The organism is Pseudomyxococcus flavus (genome assembly GCF_050038885.1).
GTDB classification, from domain to species: domain Bacteria; phylum Myxococcota; class Myxococcia; order Myxococcales; family Myxococcaceae; genus Myxococcus; species Myxococcus flavus.
Map to the genome: position 1 here is coordinate 5,840,632 of NZ_CP143624.1, position 19,406 is coordinate 5,860,037.

The 19,406-nt window shown below is 70.6% G+C and carries 21 protein-coding genes and 2 tRNA genes; 19 read left to right on the forward strand and 4 right to left on the reverse strand.

What is annotated here, in order from left to right; translation table 11 throughout:
• Positions 1 to 129 precede the first annotated feature (129 nt).
• Positions 130 to 1,185, forward strand: coding sequence for a zinc ribbon domain-containing protein (locus VZL07_RS24485; protein ID WP_426750056.1), 1,056 nt, complete (start codon positions 130 to 132; stop codon positions 1,183 to 1,185).
• A 13-nt stretch (positions 1,186 to 1,198) separates the two neighbouring features.
• Entirely contained in the window at positions 1,199 to 2,161 is a 963-nt protein-coding gene (locus tag VZL07_RS24490) for a hypothetical protein (RefSeq protein ID WP_426750057.1), read from the forward strand.
• A 97-nt stretch (positions 2,162 to 2,258) separates the two neighbouring features.
• Here the strand turns inward: VZL07_RS24490 and VZL07_RS24495 are convergent, their stop codons facing one another.
• On the reverse strand, positions 2,259 to 2,840 hold the full coding sequence (locus VZL07_RS24495; protein WP_426750058.1) for a Maf family protein: 582 nt from the start codon (positions 2,838 to 2,840) through the stop codon (positions 2,259 to 2,261).
• Between the two features lie 105 nt (positions 2,841 to 2,945).
• On the opposite strand from VZL07_RS24495, the gene VZL07_RS24500 reads away from it, so the two are divergent.
• Positions 2,946 to 4,175: a metallopeptidase family protein gene (locus tag VZL07_RS24500; protein WP_426750059.1), complete on the forward strand. Its 1,230-nt coding sequence runs from the start codon at positions 2,946 to 2,948 to the stop codon at positions 4,173 to 4,175.
• A 5-nt stretch (positions 4,176 to 4,180) separates the two neighbouring features.
• A complete protein-coding gene (locus VZL07_RS24505) occupies positions 4,181 to 5,368 on the forward strand; it encodes a class I SAM-dependent rRNA methyltransferase (RefSeq protein WP_426750060.1) in 1,188 nt (395 codons plus the stop codon).
• Between the two features lie 25 nt (positions 5,369 to 5,393).
• On the opposite strand, the gene VZL07_RS24510 is transcribed toward VZL07_RS24505, so the two are convergent.
• Together VZL07_RS24510 and VZL07_RS24515 are read right to left on the reverse strand one after the other, a co-directional pair.
• Positions 5,394 to 5,891, reverse strand: coding sequence for a caib/baif family protein (locus VZL07_RS24510; protein WP_426750061.1), 498 nt, complete (start codon positions 5,889 to 5,891; stop codon positions 5,394 to 5,396).
• Positions 5,892 to 5,907: 16 nt separating this feature from the next.
• Complete coding sequence (locus tag VZL07_RS24515) at positions 5,908 to 6,390, reverse strand: hypothetical protein (RefSeq protein WP_426757370.1); 483 nt, start codon at positions 6,388 to 6,390, stop codon at positions 5,908 to 5,910.
• 127 nt (positions 6,391 to 6,517) lie between these two features.
• Between VZL07_RS24515 and VZL07_RS24520 the strand changes: the two genes are divergently transcribed.
• The 4 genes from VZL07_RS24520 (at position 6,518) to VZL07_RS24535 (ending at position 11,220) form a co-directional block, all read left to right on the forward strand.
• On the forward strand, positions 6,518 to 8,593 hold the full coding sequence (locus VZL07_RS24520; protein ID WP_426750062.1) for an ATP-dependent helicase: 2,076 nt from the start codon (positions 6,518 to 6,520) through the stop codon (positions 8,591 to 8,593).
• A gap of 213 nt (positions 8,594 to 8,806) precedes the next feature.
• Positions 8,807 to 9,253, forward strand: a complete 447-nt coding sequence (gene rplM / locus VZL07_RS24525; protein ID WP_426750063.1) for a 50S ribosomal protein L13 — start codon at positions 8,807 to 8,809, stop codon at positions 9,251 to 9,253.
• A gap of 14 nt (positions 9,254 to 9,267) precedes the next feature.
• On the forward strand, positions 9,268 to 9,669 hold the full coding sequence (gene rpsI, locus VZL07_RS24530) for a 30S ribosomal protein S9 (RefSeq protein WP_090491960.1): 402 nt from the start codon (positions 9,268 to 9,270) through the stop codon (positions 9,667 to 9,669).
• Positions 9,670 to 9,801: 132 nt separating this feature from the next.
• Positions 9,802 to 11,220 (forward strand): type IV pilus twitching motility protein PilT, encoded by a 1,419-nt coding sequence (locus tag VZL07_RS24535; RefSeq protein WP_426750064.1) that lies wholly within the window; start codon positions 9,802 to 9,804, stop codon positions 11,218 to 11,220.
• A 51-nt stretch (positions 11,221 to 11,271) separates the two neighbouring features.
• Here the strand turns inward: VZL07_RS24535 and VZL07_RS24540 are convergent, their stop codons facing one another.
• On the reverse strand, positions 11,272 to 12,009 hold the full coding sequence (locus VZL07_RS24540) for a hypothetical protein (protein ID WP_426750065.1): 738 nt from the start codon (positions 12,007 to 12,009) through the stop codon (positions 11,272 to 11,274).
• Positions 12,010 to 12,044: 35 nt separating this feature from the next.
• On the opposite strand from VZL07_RS24540, the gene VZL07_RS24545 reads away from it, so the two are divergent.
• The 11 genes from VZL07_RS24545 to VZL07_RS24595 all read left to right on the forward strand — a co-directional run bounded on the left by VZL07_RS24545 (position 12,045) and on the right by VZL07_RS24595 (position 19,372).
• Positions 12,045 to 12,551: a regulatory protein RecX gene (locus tag VZL07_RS24545; RefSeq protein WP_426750066.1), complete on the forward strand. Its 507-nt coding sequence runs from the start codon at positions 12,045 to 12,047 to the stop codon at positions 12,549 to 12,551.
• Positions 12,552 to 12,561: 10 nt separating this feature from the next.
• Positions 12,562 to 13,338, forward strand: a complete 777-nt coding sequence (locus VZL07_RS24550; RefSeq protein ID WP_426750067.1) for an outer membrane protein assembly factor BamD — start codon at positions 12,562 to 12,564, stop codon at positions 13,336 to 13,338.
• On the forward strand, positions 13,335 to 14,039 hold the full coding sequence (locus tag VZL07_RS24555; RefSeq protein ID WP_426750069.1) for a hypothetical protein: 705 nt from the start codon (positions 13,335 to 13,337) through the stop codon (positions 14,037 to 14,039). Before VZL07_RS24550 ends, VZL07_RS24555 begins: the two co-directional genes overlap by 4 nt.
• A gap of 39 nt (positions 14,040 to 14,078) precedes the next feature.
• A complete protein-coding gene (locus VZL07_RS24560) occupies positions 14,079 to 14,801 on the forward strand; it encodes a tetratricopeptide repeat protein (protein WP_426750070.1) in 723 nt (240 codons plus the stop codon).
• A 5-nt stretch (positions 14,802 to 14,806) separates the two neighbouring features.
• A complete protein-coding gene (locus VZL07_RS24565) occupies positions 14,807 to 15,745 on the forward strand; it encodes a DUF4388 domain-containing protein (RefSeq protein ID WP_426750071.1) in 939 nt (312 codons plus the stop codon).
• A 58-nt stretch (positions 15,746 to 15,803) separates the two neighbouring features.
• On the forward strand, positions 15,804 to 16,862 hold the full coding sequence (selD, locus tag VZL07_RS24570; protein WP_426750072.1) for a selenide, water dikinase SelD: 1,059 nt from the start codon (positions 15,804 to 15,806) through the stop codon (positions 16,860 to 16,862).
• A gap of 50 nt (positions 16,863 to 16,912) precedes the next feature.
• The gene (locus tag VZL07_RS24575; RefSeq protein WP_426750074.1) at positions 16,913 to 17,722 is read left to right on the forward strand and encodes an N-acetylmuramoyl-L-alanine amidase family protein; all 810 of its coding nucleotides are present in this window, start codon (positions 16,913 to 16,915) and stop codon (positions 17,720 to 17,722) included.
• A gap of 86 nt (positions 17,723 to 17,808) precedes the next feature.
• Complete coding sequence (gene rph / locus VZL07_RS24580) at positions 17,809 to 18,522, forward strand: ribonuclease PH (RefSeq protein WP_426750075.1); 714 nt, start codon at positions 17,809 to 17,811, stop codon at positions 18,520 to 18,522.
• Positions 18,519 to 19,112 carry an RdgB/HAM1 family non-canonical purine NTP pyrophosphatase gene (rdgB, locus tag VZL07_RS24585; RefSeq protein WP_426750076.1) on the forward strand — a complete coding sequence of 198 codons (594 nt, stop codon included), beginning with the start codon at positions 18,519 to 18,521 and terminating at the stop codon, positions 19,110 to 19,112. Before rph ends, rdgB begins: the two co-directional genes overlap by 4 nt.
• 76 nt (positions 19,113 to 19,188) lie before the next feature.
• Positions 19,189 to 19,262, forward strand: a tRNA-Pro gene (locus VZL07_RS24590).
• Positions 19,263 to 19,298: 36 nt separating this feature from the next.
• Positions 19,299 to 19,372: transfer RNA gene (locus VZL07_RS24595), tRNA-Arg, on the forward strand.
• The last annotated feature ends 34 nt before the right edge of the window (positions 19,373 to 19,406 follow it).

The following is a 19,406-nucleotide window of genomic DNA, read 5'->3' on the forward strand; positions in this document are numbered from 1 at the left end:
AATCTGACCTCGGTGTCAGAGTCGGGGGTTCCCGCCCAGAGCCGCCTTCCCTGGCGAAATGCCAGAACATCGTGACACGAATGTCGCGACCTCGTGGGCGGCACGGGCGGTGCGGTATACGCCAGGGGCATGCCCCAGACTCTCTGTCCGAACTGCGGCCACAGCCCGATTCCTCGCGGCGCCAGCGCGTGTCCCGCGTGCGGCGAACCGTTCGACCATCTCCAGGCCCACAAGAAGGTGGGCCGGATGCGGTTGGACCGGCCCATGGTGGAGGCGGACGACGACGCGACGGTGTTCGGCGGGGACCTCGTCACCAGCGCGGTGTCCGCCCATCCGGGCCCGGCGGCGGGGGTGCTGCTGGCGAGCGCGGCCGCGTGGTTCCTCCGCGCGTCGGGCCTCCTGGGCTCGCTGGAGGACCCGCAGTGGACGTACGGGCTGGTGTTCCTGGACGCGGTGCTGGCGCTGGTGCTGGTGGTCAACCGGGGGCCCGCGAAGGGGATGGCACAGGTCGGCCTGGTGGTGCAGTTGCTGGCCACGGGGTGGCTGGCGCGCCACGCGCCGCTGGCGCCCGTCCACGTGGCCTATCTCCTCCTCGGGGGGCTGGCGCTGGCCATGGTGGTGGGCGAGCCGGGGCCGGTGCGGCGCTACCTGGGATTGGGCCTGGGCCTGGGCGCCGCGGTGGCGTCCGTGGGACTGCTGGCGCTGCCCGCCGTGGGTGGGGCAGGGGCGGGGGCGCGTCAGTCCCTGGTGGGCAATGAGCTGGGCTACCGGCTGGAGCTCCCCGCGGGCTGGGGGCAGCTGACGCGCGAGCAGCTCTCGCCGTACCTGGTGCTGCCCGCATCCACGCTGCATGGTGGTGGCGTGGGCTTCGGCGACGCGGCCCAGGGGCGTTACGGGCTGCTGTGGGTGGAGCGCGGCGCGGCCAAGGGGGCGGGGTGCAAGGGTCTGCTCCAGGCGCTGGGTGGGACGCTGGGCGAGCCTCTGTCGCTGCCTGCGCCTCCGGCCCTGGGGAGCAGGGCCACCGTCAGCGCCCTGCGCACGCCGGGCGGTGCGCAGGGGACGCTGGGCTGCGGGGTGCTGGCGGATGGGCGGCTCGTGGGGCTCGCGGTGGTCGCCTCCCAGGCGAGTGGCGTGGTGGACGAGACGGCCTTCTCGATGGTGGGCGCGGGCCTCGCGTTGCAGTAAGGGGCACGGCCACATGAACGTCCAGGTCCTCTTTCACGACAGCTGCTTCGACGGCGCGGCGAGCGCGGCCGTGTTCTCTCGCTTCTACCGGGAGCGCATCCGCCCGGACGCGGCCTTCCGGTACCTCGGCCTGAGCCACAAGCCGGGCGCCGAGGGCATCGACCCGGCCGTCTTCACCGGCGAGGAGAACGTCATCGTCGACTTCCGCTACAGCCAGGACGCGCGGCTCACGTGGTGGTTCGACCACCACGCCTCCGCGTTCCAGCAGCCCGGGGACGAGGCGCACTTCCGCGCGGACACCAGCGGCCGCAAGTTCCACGACGCCCACCGCAAGAGCTGCACGAAGTACCTGGCGGACGTGGCGCGCGAGCGCTTCGGCTGGGACGCCGCGCCCATGGCGGACCTCATCCACTGGGCGGAAATCATCGACGGCGCGCAGTTCCCCTCGCCGCAGATGGCGGTGGCGCTGGAGGAGCCCGCGCTGCGCATCATGACGGTGCTCGAGGCCAACAAGGACCCGGCGCTCATCCCCGAGGTCATCCGCCGCATGCAGTCCGAGTCGCTCTCGGACATCGCCGCCTCGCCGCTCATCGCCCGGCCGCTCGCGCCGCTGCTGGAGCGCCACCAGAAGAACATCGAGCTGGTGCGCGCCCGCGCCCGTTACGAGCGCGGCGTCGTCTTCTTCGACCTCGTGGACGAGGGCGTGGACAGCCTCAACAAGTTCATCGCCTACGCGCTCTACCCGGACGCGCGCTACACGCTGTGGGTGGGGAAGGGGGCCTCGCGCGCCAAGGTGTCCCTTGGCTCCAACCCGTGGAAGCCGGAGCTGCGGCGGCATGACCTGTCCGCGATTGCCGGCCGCTACGGCGGCGGTGGGCACCCGGTGGTGGCCGCGGTGAGCTTCAAGGCGGACCAGGCGGACAAGGCCCGCGCGGCCTACGCGGAGATTCTCGCGGAGCTGTCCTCCGACGCGTGACAGGTGGCGCGTGGGTGGGCGCGGACGCCTGCGACGACGCAGCGCGAGCGCGGGCCCTCTGTGCACTCGGGGGGGCACGTGTCGTGACGGGAGGGCGTCAGCGGCGCTCGAAGAAGCGGAAGCCCGCGCGCCGCAGCAGCCGCACCACGGTCACCATGGGCAGGCCCTGCACGTTGGAGCGGTCGCCGTCGAGCCGCTCCAGCAGGGCCTGTCCGGCGCCCTCCACGCGGTAGCTGCCGCAGCAGCCCACCCACTCGTCCAGGTCCAGGTAGCGCTCCAGCTCCTCCGCCGTCAGCGCGTAGAAGCTGAGCCGCGCCGTCTCCACCGCCTCGCTCGCCTGGCCGCCTGGGCCCACCAGGCACACCCCGGTGTGGATGGCGTGGGTGTGCCCGAGCAGCTTGCCCAGTTGCTCGCGCGCCGCGTCGCGGTCCTTCGGCTTGGAGAGGATTTCGCCCGCCACCTCGACGAGCTGGTCCGCGCCCAGCACCCACGCCTCCGGGTTCCGCTGGTGCACCGCGCGGGCCTTGCGTGAGGCCAGCTCGCGCACGGCCGCCTCGGCCGACAGCAGCGGGGACACCGTCTCGTCCACGCCGGGCGCCTCCGCGCGGTAGGGCAGGCCCAGGCCATCCATCAGGGCGCGCCGGGCGCTGGAGGTGGAGGCCAGAATCAATTCGCTCATGGGGCGGGCAACCTAATGCAGTGCGGGGAAGGTGTGTCATGTGAGCAGGCGGGCATGCACGTCCCTGCTTCCCGCCCACGGGGTGATGCCGTACCCTGGCGGCCCATGTCGCGGCGCGGTCTGCTCGCCCTCTGTCTGCTCCTCGTTGCCTGCAAGCGCGGCGCTCCGGCTCCCGAAGCGCAGGACGCCGCGTGCCCGGCCGTGCCCGCCGGCGCGCCGGGGGGCGGAGCGCCCAGCGCCAGTGTGCGTCCCGCGCTGCCACTGGAGGACGCCACCCACCGCGTGCAGCCGCTGGCCGTGTGCCGCTCGGACGGCGCGGCGCCGCTGGACGCGTCGCGTCGCTACTTCGAGGAAGGGCGCTTCGAGGAGGCGCTCTCCTGCGCCGCCCAGGCCGCCGCGCTGGAGCCGGACCTGGCCGCGGCGCACGCGGAGCGCGGCGTGGCGCTGGCCGCCCTGGGGCGCGAGACGGAGGCGCAGCTCGCCTATGCGCGGGCGCTCGCCATCGACCCGGGGGACCCGTCGGCGCTGCTGGGCTCGGCCCACCTGTACGCCGTGCAGCTGCCCTCCTCGCGGGAGCGGGACGAGCTGGGCGCGCTCTACGCGGAGCGCGGCCTGTCCCAGCCCAGCACGCCCCCGGAGCTGATTCCGCACCTCGCGCTGGTGGCCGCCATGGCCTTCAACGATTTGGGGCAGTCCGAGTCGTCGCTGGCGCACTCCGCCATCGTCCTCGCGCGCAACCCCGGCAGCCGCGAGGCCCTCTACGAGCGCGCCCTGGCCCTCTTCGAGCTGTGCCGCTTCGCCGAGGCGCGCGCCGCCTTCGCCCGGCTGGTGGACGACCCGGAGCGCGCCGCGCACGCCCACCAGCACCTGGGGCTGCTGCTGGAGCGCGAGGGCAAGTGGAAGCAGGCGCAGGTCCACTTCGACAAGGCGCGCGCGCTGGCCCCGGACGACTTCCCGGAGCCGCCGCTCCCGTCGATGGAGGACTTCCGCGCCGAGGTACTCAACGCCGTGGCCGCGCTGCCCCAGGACATGCGCGGGGACCTGGACGGCGTGCCCGTCACCACGGAGGAGCTGCCCGCGGACGCGGACCTGCTGGCCAACCAGCCGCCGCTGTCGCCCACCATCCTGGGCCTCTTCCGGGGCCCGCCCCTGGGCGAGCCTTGTGACGGCTCCGAGGTGCCCTGCCGCTCCATGGTGCTCTACCGCCGCAACCTGGCGCGCGCCGTCCGCACGCCCGAAGAGCTTCGTGAGCAGATCCGCGTGACGTTGCTGCACGAAATCGGGCACCTTCGTGGCGAGGACGACGAAGAGCTGGCCGCGCGCGGCCTGGAGTGAGCCCGATGCCCCCCCATGCAGCCCTGCCCGTCGCGCGCGTCACCCCCAAGGGGGCCCGCTCGCTACGGCACTTCAACCCCTGGGTGTACCGCACCGAAATCGCCGCCCCGCCCGACGTGACGGGCCCCGGCGCGGTGGTGCTGGTGGTGGACGCCCAGGGCAACCCCATTGGCCAGGCCCTCTACGCCCGCCGCTCGCCCCTGGCGCTGCGCCTGCTGACGCGCAAGGGCCCCGCCGAGGAGCCGGTGGACGACGCCTTCTTCCGCCGCCGCCTGGAGGCCGCGCTCGCGCGCCGGGCGTCCCTCGCCGGCCGGGACGGGCTGCGGCTGGTGCACGGCGAGGCGGACCAGCTCCCCGGCCTCTTCGTGGACCGCTACGGCAAGGGCCTCACGCTCCAGACGCTCTCCGAGGGCATGGACGCGCGCAAGGCGACGCTGGCGAAGATGCTGGTGGAGCTCACCGGCGCCACCCACGTCATGTGCCGGGACGATGCCTCCGGCCGCGACTTCGAGGGCCTGCCCCGCGAGGCGCGCCTGCTGCACGGCGAGGGGCCCGCGCGCTTCACCTACCACGAGGGGGAGAACCGCTTCGAGGTGGACCTCCAGGGCGACATGAAGACGGGCGCCTTCCTGGACCAGGTGGACAATCACCTGCGCGCCGGCGAGCTGGCGCGCGGCGACGCGCTGGACCTCTTCAGCTACCACGGCGGCTTCGCGCTCTCGCTGGCGCGCACGTGCACCTCCGTGCTCGCGGTGGAGCAGGACGAGAAGGCCGCCGCGCGGGCGAAGGCCAACGCCGAGGCCAACGGCCGCGCCAACGTCACCGTGGAGAACGCCAACGCCTTCGACGTGCTGCGCCGCTTCGATTCCGGCGGCCGCCGCTTCGACACCGTGGTGCTGGACCCGCCCGGGCTGGCCAAGCGCCGCGAGGGCCTGGCCACCGCGCTGCGCGCCTACCACGAGCTGAACCTGCGCGCCTTCCGCTGCCTCAAGCCGGACGGGCTGCTCGTCACCTGCTCGTGCTCCGGCAAGCTGGACCGCGCCGCCTTCGAGCAGATGGTGCTCGCGGCCGCCGCGGACGCGAAGCGGCCGGTGCAGATTCTGGAGCGGCGGGGCGCGGGGCTGGACCACCCGGTGCTGGCCGGGCTGCCGGAGACGGAGTACCTGAAGGCCCTCTACGTGCGCGCCCTCTAGTCCGAGGGAGGCGAGGGGCTGGGGCCTACGGAATCCCCAGCTCCTTGCGCAGCCGGCCCACGACCTTGAAGTACTCCGTCCGCGGGAAGGGGACGTTGAGGATGTGGAAGTCCTTCTTCGCCAGGCCCACGCAGCCGAAGCAGTAGTTGCAGTCCTGCAGGTTGCGGCACAGCACCAGGTACGCGCTGGTGGAGCAGTTCTCGCTCTGGATGCAGTACGCGCACGCGTTGCAGCTCTTGCAGTCCACGCAGTGCGAGCAGTTGTTGCACAGCTCGCACCGGGTGCAGTGGGTGCACGTGAAGCAGCTGTCGCAGTCCTTGCAGAACATGCAGTTGGCGCAGCGCTGGCACCCCTCGCACGCGTAGGAGCCCGGGTTGCCCGGGTCGGACGCGTAGCTCTTGGCCAGCTTCTGGAACTGCTCCAGGAACTCCCGCTTGCCCAGGGTGGACACCACCTCGCGCGCCGCCTTCTCCTGCGCGACCGGGTCCGGCTTCTCCGGTCGCGTTCCTTTGTCCTTCACCACCAGGGCCACTCCTTCATCAGTTCGGGGCGGGCTTCAGGCGAGCCAGTCCCGCGAGGTCGATGCCGCGCGCCACCCGGCGCACCTCCACCGTACCCGGAAATCCCCGGCTGGTGACGGCAACCACGTAGCGGCCCCCCACCAGGAGGTTCGCTTCGGCCACGGACTCCTCGGCGTCATACCGGACGAAGCCCACGGCATCATCCAGGAGGATGGGGGCGGACGGGTCGCTGGCCGGCTTGTCCTTGGCCCGGTCGGCGGCCTCGCGGATGGCATGGCCGATGCGCTCCCCCATGGTGGTGTCCACGATGCGCACCTTCACCTCGCGTCCCTCACCCCGGGTGTAGAGCCGCTCGGCCTCGGACACGGACACCTCGCCGTACTTCCCGGTGGAGCCCTGGGTGTGCGTCACGGTGAAGCCGTCCAGCTTCTCTGGGAGGAAGGGGGCCAGTTGCTTGAAGTACACACAGGGCGCGCTCGCCGGGGACACCACCGGTGTCACCTCCGGGGAGGTGCCGGACTCGCCCAGGCATCCCGTGCCCAGGACGAATGCGAGAACAGCGCCAGAGCGCCTGGGGAAAAAAGAGTCGCGCACGAACGAATCAAAGGGTATCCCCGCGCCGCGCGCAATGGACCTCTCGAAGCTCAATCCTCCGCAGCGCGAGGCCGTGGTCACCCTCGAGGGACCGCTCCTCGTGCTCGCAGGCGCTGGCAGCGGCAAGACTCGCGTCATCACCCATCGCATCGTCCACCTGCTCAACGAGCGGCCGGGCTTCATCATGGCCCGGAACATCCTCGCGGTGACCTTCACCAACAAGGCCGCCACGGAGATGAAGGAGCGTCTGGTCCACATGGCGGGACCGCGGGCGCAGGGCGTGCTGGTGTGCACCTTCCATGCCTTCGGCGCGGAGATGCTCCGCGAGGACATCCACCGCCTGGGCTGGCCCAAGAAGTTCGCCATCGCCGACATGGGCGACCAGCTGGCCAATATCCGGCGCGCCATGCGCGAGCACAAAATCGATGATCGCGCCTTCGACGCGCGCAAGGTGCTCACGCTCATCTCCAAGGCGAAGAACTCGGGCAAGGTGCCGGAGCCCAAGCCGGAGGGGATGGGGGACGACTACGACCTCATCACCCACATGGTGTACCCGGACTACCAGCTGGCGCTGAAGGCGCAGGGCTCGGTGGACTTCGACGACCTGCTGGTGCTGCCGGCGCGCCTCCTGCGCGAGTACCCGGACCTCTACGAGAAGTACACGCGGCGCTTCCGCTACCTGCTGGTGGACGAGTTCCAGGACACGAACACCGCCCAGCTGGAGCTGCTCAAGCTGCTGGCCGGCCGCTCCCGCAACGTGTGCGCGGTGGGCGACGACGACCAGTGCATCTATTCGTGGCGCGGCGCGGAGGTGCGCAACATCCTCGACTTCGAGCGCTTCTTCCCTGGCGGGAAGGAAGTGCGCCTGGAGCAGAACTACCGCTCCGTCCAGACGGTGCTGGACGCGGCCAACGCCGTCATCGCCAAGAACCCCGAGCGCAAGGCCAAGCAGATGTGGACCGACCGCAAGGGTGGGGCAAAGGTGAAGGTGGTGACGTGCCCCAACGACGAGGAGGAGGCCCGCTTCGTCGCGCACGAAATCCAGAAGCACATGGCCCTGGGCATCGCCGCGGATGACATCGCGGTGCTCTACCGGACCAACGGCCAGTCCCGTCCGGTGGAGGAGATGCTGCGCGAGAAGAACATCGGCTACGAGGTGGTGGGCGGCAGCGAGTTCTTCGACCGGCGCGAGGTGAAGGACGTCATCGCGTACTTCAAGGTCATCGTGAACAAGCTGGACGAAATCTCCCTCATGCGCATCGTCAACGTGCCCGCGCGGGGCATTGGCGACGTCACCATGGAGCGCCTCCAGGTGCACGCGCGGGGCGAGGGCGTCACGCTATGGACGGCCATGAAGAAGGCCACCGAGTACGAGGACCTCCCGCCGGGCGCCGGGGCCCGGGTGGCGGAGTTCGTGGACCTGGTGGAGCGTTACCGCGCCGCCTACGAGCACGGCCAGCTGGCCAACGTCACCCGCAAGCTGCTGGAGGAGATTGGCTTCCGCGAGGCCACCCGCGCCCACGCCTCCAGCGCCACCGCCGCCGACAAGAAGCTCAAGGGCGTGGACGGCGTGCTCAACTCCCTGGAGAACTTCGAGAAGCGCGAGGGCCCCAAGGCCAGCCTGCTGACCTACCTCAACCGCCTGAGCCTGGACACCCGGCAGGAGGAAGAGGAGGTCCCGGGCGCCAGCCGCCGCGTCACCCTGATGACGGTGCATGCCTCCAAGGGGCTGGAGTATCGGCTGGTCTTCTTCATCGGCATGGAGGAGGACCTGATGCCCCACGGGGGCATGCAGGGCGAGGCGCAGAACCTCGAGGAGGAGCGGCGCCTCTGCTACGTGGGCATCACCCGCGCCAAGGAGGTGCTCTACCTCACCCGCGCGGCCACCCGCGTGAAGCGGGGCAAGGAAGTCCCCCGGACACCCTCGCGCTTCCTGGAGGACCTGCCCCCGGAGGTGGTGGAGGTGGTGGAGATGGATGCGCCGCGCCAGGGCCCCCCCACCGCGGAGGAGAAGAACTTCTTCGCCAACCTGAAGGAGCGCTTCAAGAAACCGGCGGTCCCCGGAGCCCCTCCCGGGGGCTCCGGGCCCGCCGGGGGAGCCGCCAGGTAGGTGGAAGCCCCCTGCGGGGGGCGTCCTGGCGGGGGTGGGCGGGGAATCCGGACGTCTGGTGCGGTGCGACCTTGACTTGATCCGTGACACCCACTAGGACGGTCGGCCTTTCCGGGCCTCCGTGAAGTTTTCGCGGTCGACCCGTGGTTGATTAGCACGAGCAGCGGTCCCTGGAATGCACACGGCGGCCGCGAGAAGTCTGGAGTGCACGAAATGTCGCAGAAGACCTACAGCGCGAAGGCTGGGGACATCAAGCGCCAGTGGCACGTCATCGACGTGTCCGACAAGGTGCTGGGCCGCGCGGCGAGCCAGATTGCCACCCTGCTGAAGGGCAAGCACAAGGCCATCTACACGCCGTCCATTGACACGGGCGACCACGTGATCGTCATCAACGCCGACAAGGTGAAGGTGACGGGCACGAAGGAGCAGGACAAGATGTACTACCGGCACCCGTTCGCGGGTTTCCCGGGCGCCCTGAAGATCACCAACCTGGCCAAGCTCCGCCAGCGTCACCCCGAGGACATCATCATCAACGCCGTGCGGCGCATGCTTCCGCGCAACGCGCTGGGCCGCCAGATGATGACGAAGCTGAAGGTGTACGCAGGTGACACGCACCCGCACGCTGCCCAGAAGCCGGCCGCGTTCGAGGTCGAGGCGTAAGGGAGACAACGTCCATGCCCATCAACCAAGAGCTCGGTTTCTACGCCACTGGCCGCCGCAAGGAGGCCACCGCTCGCGTCTGGATCCGTCCCGGCACGGGCCTTGTCACCATCAACGGCCGTGAGCTGAACGAGTACTTCGGCCGCGAGACGTCCAAGATGGTCCTCAACCAGCCCCTCGAGATTCTCGAGCAGAAGGGCAAGGTTGACGTCACGGTGAACGTCAAGGGTGGCGGTCTCTCTGGCCAGGCCGGCGCCATCCGTCACGGCATCGCCCGGGCGCTGTGCTCCTTCAACCCGGAGTTCCGTCCGGCGCTGAAGAAGGCCGGCTTCCTCACCCGCGATGCTCGCGCGGTCGAGCGCAAGAAGTACGGTCAGCCGGGCGCGCGTCGCCGGTTCCAGTTCTCCAAGCGCTAAGCAGCTCGCTCAGCAGCTGGGCTGTCTCACACGGCGGGGGTCCTCGAGCGAGGGCCTCCGCCGCTGTGTTTTCGGGGTCCATCACGCCCCATCGCTTGTGCCAGCAAGCGTCTGGTACCATCCCGATTGCTCATGGAACTCAACGAGATCCTTCAGATCGCCCTACGCGGCGGTGCCTCCGACATTCACCTCAAGGCGGGCCTGCCGCCGATGTTCCGCGTGGACGGCTCGCTGGTTCCGCTGAAGGACGGCCGCCGCCTCCCTCCCGAGGAGGTGGCGCGCATGGCCTTCGGCATCATGAACGAGTTCCAGAAGGAGAAGTTCAAGGCGAGCAACGAGGTGGACCTGGCCTACGGCGTGCCGGGCCTCGGGCGCTTCCGCGTGAACGTCTTCCAGCAGCGCGGCACCGTGGGCGCGGTGCTGCGTGTCATTCCCTTCAAGGTGATGACCATCCAGGACCTGCTGCTGCCCCAGATTCTCGCCAAGATTTGCGGCGAGGAGCGCGGCCTGGTGCTGGTGACGGGCACCACGGGCTCCGGCAAGTCCACCACGCTGGCGGCGATGATCGACCACATCAACGCCAACGAGACCAGCCACATCATGACGATTGAGGACCCCATCGAGTTCCTCATTCGCGACAAGCGCTCCATCGTGAACCAGCGCGAGGTGGGCGTGGACACGATGAGCTTCGCGCAGGCCCTCAAGAGCGCGCTGCGCCAGGACCCGGACGTCATCCTCGTGGGCGAAATGCGCGACCACGAGACGATCGAGACGGCGCTCCACGCCGCGGAGACGGGCCACCTGGTGATGTCCACGCTGCACACCCTGGACGCCACGGAGACCATCAACCGCATCGTCTCCGCCTTCCCGCCGCACCAGCAGAAGCAGGTGCGCCTCCAGCTCGCGAGCGTGCTCAAGGGCGTGGTGTCCCAGCGCCTGGTTCCGCGCGCGGACGGCAAGGGCCGCGTGGCGGCGGTGGAGGTGCTGCGCGTGACGGCGCGCGTGCGCGAGCTCATCGAGGACAAGGACCGCACGAAGGAGATTCACGACGCCATCGCCCAGGGCACGGACTCGTACGGGATGCAGACCTTCGACCAGTCCCTGATGAGCCTGGTGCGGCAGGGGCTCGTCACCTACGAGGAGGCCCACCGGCAGGCCACCAACCCGGACGACTTCGCGCTCCGCTTCTCCGGCATCAGCGGCACGTCCGACTCCAAGTGGGACAACTTCGATGCGAAGCCGGGCGAGTCGCGGCCCATCCCGGGCTCCTCGGCCTTCGCGCAGAAGGGGGCGCCCACCGGCGCTCCGGCGCCGCAGGCCGCGCCCGCCCCGGCGCCCATGGCGCAGGCCATGCGTCCGGCGCCGCAGGCCGCGCAGGCGATGCGCCCCGGGGCACCCGTGGGGCAGGCCATGCGTCCGGGGGCGCCGCCCGCCGGCATGCCGGTGGGGCGTCCCATGGCACCTCCCGCGGCGCGTCCGCCGCCGCCCGCGCCGGCTCCGGCACCCGCTGCGGCAGGCGGGGACGACGACTTCCAGATCGAGCGCTTCTAGCGAGGCGTCGAGGCGCCCACCCGGAAAGGGCAGGGCGCCCACCCGCGCCAGCTACGCGTCGTCCTCACCCAGCAGGGCGCGCAGCCGGGACAGGCGGATGGGGCCGATGAGGCCCTCCTTGGACAGCGCCTGGAGCAGCTGCGCGGTGGCCTGCACCTTGGCCTCCTGCTCCTCCTCGGGCCGGTCCACCACCTCCGCGTCGAGCACCGCCTCCATGTGCTCGGGGTTGATGGGCGCGGGCCCCTCGGACCAGGCGATGTCGAAGAGGGCCCGGGCCATGCCCTCGCGCACCTTGCGCTCGGCGTCGTTGGCGGCGCCCTTCACGAAGGTGAGGAACAGGGCGTCCACGGCCTCCTTGGTGAGCGCGGCCAGCGCGGGCACCTCGCCCAGCGCCTCCTTCACGTACTCACTGTCGAAGGCGTCCACGTCCTGCTCGTAGCCAAAGGCCTCCTCCAGGAGGATGGACGCGAGGAACGCATCCGTCTCCTCCGGGCTGGCGCCTTCCTCGGCCAGCGCCTCGCGGGCCTTCTTCGTGGGCTCGGCCAGGGTGGCGTCGTCGGCCAGGGCGCGGACCGCGGCGTGCGCCGCCAGCAGCACCAGCGAGGCCTGCGCATCGGTGGAGAGCACGCGGCCCCCCACGCCCAGCAGCACGGCCTTGTGCTTGGGGTTCGCGGAAGCGGCGTCGGTGAAGGCCTTCTCTTCGGGGGAGAGTTCTCCGCCCGACTGCTGCTTGTGAAGCGTCTCCCGAGCGGCGTCGGCGGCGAGGAAGCGAGCGAGTACCGGGTGCATGGATGGGCCTGTTACCACATGCTAGGTATCCCGCCATGCATCCGGAGGACGAAGGTCCCGACGCTGTTCGCCGCGCCACGGACGCGTGCCTGAAGCTCCTGTCCATGCGTGGACGCAGCCGTCATGAGCTGGACCAGGCCCTGGCCCGGAAGGGCTTCGATGAAGCAGTCCGCGAGGCCGCGCTCGCCCGGGTGAAGGACTGGGGCTACCTCGACGATGAGCGCTTCGCCCGCGAGCGCGCGGCCCAGCTGTTGGGGCGCGGCCGCCTGGGGCCCGCGGCCGTGGCGCACCGGCTGCGGGCGCACGGCCTGGAGGAGGGGACGGCCCAGCAGGCCATCACCGAGGCCAGCGACGCGGTGGCCTTCGATGCGCTGGCCGCGGCCCGGACGGTGCTGGAGAAGCGGGGCCTGCTCGGCCGCCCGCTGGGGGCCCGGGAGCGGGGGCGCGCCGGCCGGCTCCTGGACAGCCGGGGCTTCTCCGAGGACGTCATCTACCGGCTGCTCGGCGAAGCTTCGCTGGACCCCTCGGGGCCGGAGGAATAGCGTGGTGGCGATGCGTTCCGCCGTCGCCTTTCTGTCCGCCTTCCTGATGTTCGGTTCCGGTTGTGCCGCCCTCTCGCAGGGGCAGGCCGGTGAGCCCGACTACGCCGCCATCGCCGACGAGAACCTCCGGCTCGGCTCCGAGGCCCTGGAGAACAAGGACTTCTTCCGCGCCCAGAAGTACTTCGAGTACGTCCGGACGAAGTTCCCCTACCAGGAGGCCGCCCGCGAGGCGGAGCTGAAGCTGGCGGACGTGGACTTCGAGCGCGAGGCCTTCCCCGAGGCCAAGGAGCAGTACCAGGCCTTCATCAAGCTCCACCCCACGCACGCCAAGGTGGACTACGCCGCCTTCCGCTCCGCGATGACGCACGTGAGGGCCTACCCCTCCGAGTTCTTCGCCCTGCCGCCCTCCAAGGAGAAGGACCAGGGCGAGATCCGCTCCGCGCTGGTGGCCATGGAGGAGTTCCGGCGCCAGTACCCCAACTCGCAGTACGCGGACGAGGCCAAGGTGCACTGGGAGGACGCCCGGCGCCGGCTCGCCTCGCATGAAATGTACGCGGCCGACTTCTACCAGTCGCGCGACCGCTGGAAGGCCGTGGCCCAGCGCCTGGAAGGGTTGCTGCGCCGCTATCCGGGCACGGAGTACGAGGAGCAGGCCCTCTTCCGGCTGCACGAGGCCTACGTGAAGCTGAACGAGCCGGAGAAGGCGCAGGACACGCTGCGCCAGGTGCTGCGGCGGCTGCCCGGCACGCCCGCCGCGGAGCGTGCCCAGCGTATGCTGGGCTCGTGAGAACCCCCCAGGATTGGAGCCGCTTCGGCGGCGGCCTCATCGTGCTCCTGGCGCTGGGGGCCACCCTGGCCCTCTTCGCCCCGCGCATCCTGGGCGCGGCGGCCGGCCCCGAGCTGGAAATCATCACCGCGCTCAAGGAGACGGAGTCCCAGGGCCTGTCGCTGCCGGTGCCCGGCGCGCCCCAGCCCTTGATGTCCCGTCAGCACCGCTTCGCGCGCATCACCGTCAACGTGGCGCCCGGTGGGCAGCGGGCGGAGGCGTTCGCCACGCTCGACTTCGAGGGCACCCTGGGGGAAACCCGGGTAGGCACGGCGGGTGTGGAGCGAGTACCCTTCGTGGTGCGTGACGGATCGTGGGTGCCGGAGACGACGCCCGCGCCCCGGCTCGTGGCGGTGGTGACGGCGCTGGAGTCCCGGCGCAGGGCGCTCCAGGCGGCGGACGCGGAGGCCCTGGGGCGGCTGGCGGGGCCGGACACCCCGGGCGTGGGCGGGCCGGAGTGGGAGACGCTGCGGCAGGTGCGGGCGCGCGGCTACCGGGTGGAGGCCTGGTACGTCCGGCTGGAGCGGGACGACGCCATCGTCACGGAGCACTGGCGCCTCCAGGGGGCGCTGCCGGCGCGGCCGGTGGATACGCGGGGCCAGCGGCAACTGTCGTTGTCGTGGCGTGGTGATGAATTCTTGTTTTCTCCCAGCCTCATGTAGGCTAGCCGTCTCGGAGGCAGGGCCCTGGCGGGCCGATTCATGGAAGAGCCCCTCAAGCAGCTACTGACCCTCGGGCGCGGCTACTTCGAGAAGAAGCAGTACGCGCAGGCCGAGCAATACCTCGCGAAGGTCGTCGAGCAGCACCCGACGTTCGCGGACGTATTCAACATGCTCGGCATCATCTACCACGACCAGGGGCAGTTCGCCCGGGCGCAGCGCGCGTTCGAATCCGCGCTGAAGCTGAACCCCGCCTATACCGAGGCGGCGCTCAACCTGGCCGTCATCTACAACGACATGGGGAAGTACGCCGAGGCGAAGGAGGTCTACCAGGCCGCCCTCGCCCAGCAGAAATCCGGCCCGGACGAGCTGGACCCCTACGTCGAGAAGAAGATCGCCAACATGTACGGTGAGATTGGCGACGTCTTCGCGTCCAGCGGCGTGTGGGCGAAGGCCATCGAGGAGTACCGGCGCGCGCTCGCGCTGTGTCCGCAGTTCGTGGACATCCGCCTCAAGCTGGGCAACGCCCTGCGCGACGCGGGGGACAACGAGGCGGCCATCCGCGAGTACGAGCAGGTCATCGCCCAGAAACCCGGTTTCATTCCGGGACATATCCAGTATGGAGTCGCGCTGTACTCGGCCGGGCGGCGGGCGGAGGCGGTGCAGGTCTGGGAGGAGGTGCTGGCGCTCAGCCCCGGCAACAAGAGCGCGCAGATGTACCTCAACCTGGTGAAGGACCCCGGCAAGGCGGAGCAGGCTGGTTGACGACCATGGACACCCAAAAGACCTACGCCCTCAAGTTCATCTCAGGGAAGTACCAGGGCGGTGAATTCCCGCTGAAGGCGGACAAGCAAATCGTCATCGGCCGCTCGAGCGAGCTGGACATGGTCCTCGTGGAGGACATGGTCTCCCGCAAGCACGCGCGCATCAGCTTCTCCGATGGGAGCATCACCATCGAGGACCTGGGGTCCACCAATGGCACCTTCGTCAACGGCGAGAAGGTCAAGCAGTCGCGCCTGAAGGAGGGGGACCGCATCCTCATCGGGACCTCCATCCTCAAGCTCGTGCACCAGGGCGCCGACGGCGCCAGCGTGGACGAGGGCACCGCCCGGCTGAAGCTGGAGGAGGCCGCGGCGGCCCAGGCCGCCCGGACGACCAACAAGGCCAGCTCCATGACGGGGAAGATCGAGGAGATTCCCCTCCCGGACCTGCTCCAGCTGTTCCACACGTCCAAGAAGAACGGCGTGCTGGTGGTGCAGCGCAGCGACGTCGAGGGGCGCATCTACCTGCGCCAGGGCCGCGTGTACTACGCCGTCATCGGCGAGAACCACAACCTGGGGCCGCAGAAGAGCTTCAACCGCATCATCACCTGGGAAGAGGGCGACTTCGAGCTGCGCCCCGCGGACAGCCAGGAGTTCATGGTGGAGCTGGACTCGTCCACCGAGGCGCTCCTCATGGACGCGCTCCGTCAGCTGGACGAAATCAAGCGCCTCCAGCCGAGCCTGCCGTCCGCGGAGGCCTCGCTGGTGCTCGCCGCGCCGCTGACGCCGCCCCTCCGGGAGCTGACGCCGGAGCTGCTGGACGTGCTGCAGTTGGTGCACAACTACGGCTCGCTGAACGCGGTGCTGGACCACGCGGACGCGGACGACGTCGTCACCGCCGAGGCCGTGGTGCAGCTGCTCAAGCGGGACTACATCCGCGCGGCCTGAGCCTGGCGGATATCGGATTCCTGGGCCTGTGGCTTCACGGCGGAGTGGGGGGCGCACCATGGCGGACGAGAAGACGGTGAAGTCGAAGCGCCTCACCGAGATGAGCCACTGCGCCGGCTGCGCGGCCAAGCTGCGGGCCTCGGACCTGGCCCAGGTGCTGGGCGGGCTGAAGTCCGCCAGGGGCGCCCAGGCGCTGGTGGGGTTCTCCACCAACGACGACGCGGCCGTGTACCGGCTGGCACCCGGCATGGCCGTGGTGGAGACGGTGGACTTCTTCCCGCCCGTGGTGGACGACCCTTTCCAGTTCGGGGCCATCGCGGCGGCCAACGCCCTGTCGGACATCTACGCCATGGGGGCGCGGCCGCTCTTCGCGCTCAACCTGGTGTGCTTCCCGGACGAGCTCCCGCTCAAGGTCCTGTCGAAAATCCTCGCGGGCGGCCAGTCCAAGGCGGACGAGGCCGGCATCCCCATCCTGGGTGGCCACAGCATCCGCGACGCCGAGCCGAAGTTCGGCATGGCCGTCACCGGGGTGGTGCACCCGAAGAAGGTGCTCACCAACGCGGGCGCGAAACCGGGTGACGTGCTCTTCCTCACCAAGCCCCTGGGCTCGGGCATCGCCACCACCGCCATCAAGCGGGGCGTGGCGTCCAAGCAGCTGACGAAGCGGGCGCTTGGGGTGATGACCACGCTCAACCGCGCCGCTGGCGAGGTGTTCGCCTCCGGGAAGTTCAAGGTGAACGCCCTCACGGACGTGACGGGCTACGGGCTGCTGGGCCACCTGCTGGAGATGATGACCGCGGCGAAGGCGCGCGCCTCGCTGGACCTGGAGCGCATCCCCCTCATCGCGGACGTTCCCGCGCTGGCCGAGGAGGGCGTGGTGCCCGGGGGCACCCGGTCGAACCTCGACCATGTGCGCAAGAAGGTCCGCTTCCCGGAGGGGCTGCCCGAGTGCATCCAGTGGGTGCTCGCGGATGCGCAGACCAACGGCGGGCTGCTGGCCAGCGTGCCCGCACGTCAGGCCCTGAAGGCGCTCAAGGCGCTGGAGGCCGCGGGGGTGGACGCGGCCCTCATCGGCGAGGTGCAGGCGGGGAAGCCCGGCATCGACGTGGTGGGCTGAGGCCCGGATTTCGCCCTCGTGGCCGGGCTCCGGTAGCATGGCACCCCAGCATGCCGTCGCCGCGCCGCCCCCTCCTCGGCCTCCTGTCGTTGCTCTGGCTGGTCCCCGTCATCGCCGGGGCCGCGGAGCGTCCCGCGCGCATCATCATCGACCCGGGACATGGCGGCGCGAAGGAGGGCGCCAGGGGCCCCGGCAAGCTGCGGGAGAAGGACGTCGCGCTCCAGATTGCGCTCCGCCTGCGGGACAAGCTCGAGGCCGCGGGCGGCGAGGTCTACATGACGCGTGAGCGCGACACGCTGGTGTCGCTGACGGAGCGCGTGGCGTGGAGCAACGACCACACGCCCGACCTCTTCATCTCCATCCACGCCAACTCCATGCCCACGAAGCGGATGCGCGCGCGCACCGAGGGCATCGAGACGTACTTCCTGTCCGCCAGCGCGTCGGGTGACGCCGCGCTCGCGGTGGCGGACCGGGAGAACGCGGAGGCGCCCCTGTCGCGCGCCGCGCGCACGGACTCCACGCTGGCCTTCATCCTCCAGGACCTGGCACGCACGGAGGCGCACGCGGACTCCTCGCGCCTGGCCTACGCCATCCACCCGCGCCTCGTGCGCAGCACGCGCGCGGTGAACCGCGGCGTCCAGCAGGCGCCCTTCTTCGTCCTCTCCGGCGTGGAGTGTCCGGCCGTCCTCCTGGAGGTGGGCTACATCTCCCATCCGGTGGAGGGGCCGCGGCTGGCCCGGCCGGAGTACCAGGAGAAGCTGGCCGAGGCGATTACCGAGGGCGTGCTGGCCTTCCTCAAGGAGACGCGCCGACGGGACGCCGTCCGGGGGACCGAGGTGGCGGGCCCCGTGTCGCCCTGAGTGCACCAGCGCCGCGGCAATCACCACCCGCGCGGCGTGGCTCTGGTAGAGAAGGGGCGCTCGTCCTCATTTCCCAGGAGCCTGCCGTGCGTTCCTTCCAACGTGGTGCGCTGGACCTTCGCCCCGTCATCCTCACTCCCGGTGTCTCCCGCTACGCGGAGGGCTCGGTCCAGGTCGAGTTCGGCCACACCAAGGTGCTCATCACCTGCTCCACCGAGGAGCGCGTGCCGCCGCACCTGGTGGGGAAGGGCACCGGCTGGGTGACGGCCGAGTACGGCATGCTGCCCCGGGCCACGCACTCGCGGAACCAGCGCGAGTCGGCCAAGGGCAAGCAGACGGGCCGCACCATGGAAATCCAGCGGCTCATCGGCCGCTCCCTGCGCGCCGCGGTGGACCTGACCGCCCTGGGGCCGCGCACCCTCACGCTGGACTGTGACGTGCTCCAGGCGGACGGTGGCACGCGCACCGCGTCCATCACCGGGGCCTACGTGGCGCTGGTGCTGGCGCTGCGCTCGCTGCAGAAGGCGGGAACCCTGTCCAAGCTGCCCAAGCTCACCCCGCTGGCGGCGGTGTCCGTGGGCATCGTGAAGGGCGAGGTCCGGGTGGACCTGGACTACGACGAGGACTCCACGGCCGACGTGGACCTGAACCTGGTGGCCACCGCGGACGGCCGCATGGTGGAGCTGCAGGGGACGGCGGAGCACCAGCTCTTCGACCGCAAGGCCCTGGACGCCATGGTGGACGGCGGGCTGGCCGCCATCCAGAAGCTGACGGCCGCGCAGGCGCAGGTGCTGGGATGACGGTGAAGCCCCGGCTGCTGTTCGCGACGACCAACAAGGGCAAGCTGCGCGAGCTGCGCGGCCTCGTCGGAGACGCGGTGGAGGTGGTGTCCCTGGCGGACCTGCCCCCTGTCCCCGAGCCCGCGGAGGACGGCGCCACGTTCGAGGAGAACGCCGTGATGAAGGCCCGCGCCTACGCGGACGCCACCGGGTTGCTCACCCTGGCGGACGACTCCGGCCTGTGCGTGGACGCATTGGGCGGCCGGCCCGGCGTGCAGTCCGCGCGCTATGCCCCGGGGGACGACCGGGCCCGCTACGAGAAGCTGCTGGCCGAGCTGGCCGGCGTGCCCGACGCCCAGCGCACCGCGTCCTTCCAGTGCGCGCTGGCGCTGGTCCGGCCCGGAGGCGGGGAGGCCAAGGTGGAGGTGGGGCGCTGCCAGGGCCGCATCGGCCACGCGCCCAAGGGGAGCCATGGCTTCGGCTATGACCCCGTCTTCATCCTTCCGGACAGTGGCCGGGCCCTGGCGGAGCTGACGCCCGAGGAGAAGTCCGCCATCTCCCACCGAGGCAAGGCCTTCCAGAAGATGAAGCCCCACCTGCTGGGCTTGTAGGCGTCCGGAATGCGAGGCCGTCAGTCACGTCGGCCTTGCGCGTCCGTTCGGGATGGTTCAACAATGCCGGACTTCTCGGGGCGTAGCGCAGCCTGGTAGCGCACCTGCCTTGGGCGCAGGGGGTCGGAGGTTCGAATCCTCTCGCCCCGACTTGAAGTGCAGCATCGGAAGCAGGCGGCCCGGCCAGCTCCAGTAGCTCAGCTGGATAGAGCACCGGCCTTCTAAGCCGGGGGTCGCAGGTTCGAGCCCTGCCTGGGGCGCAAACCTGGCCGTAGTGACATTTGGGCCTTGTCA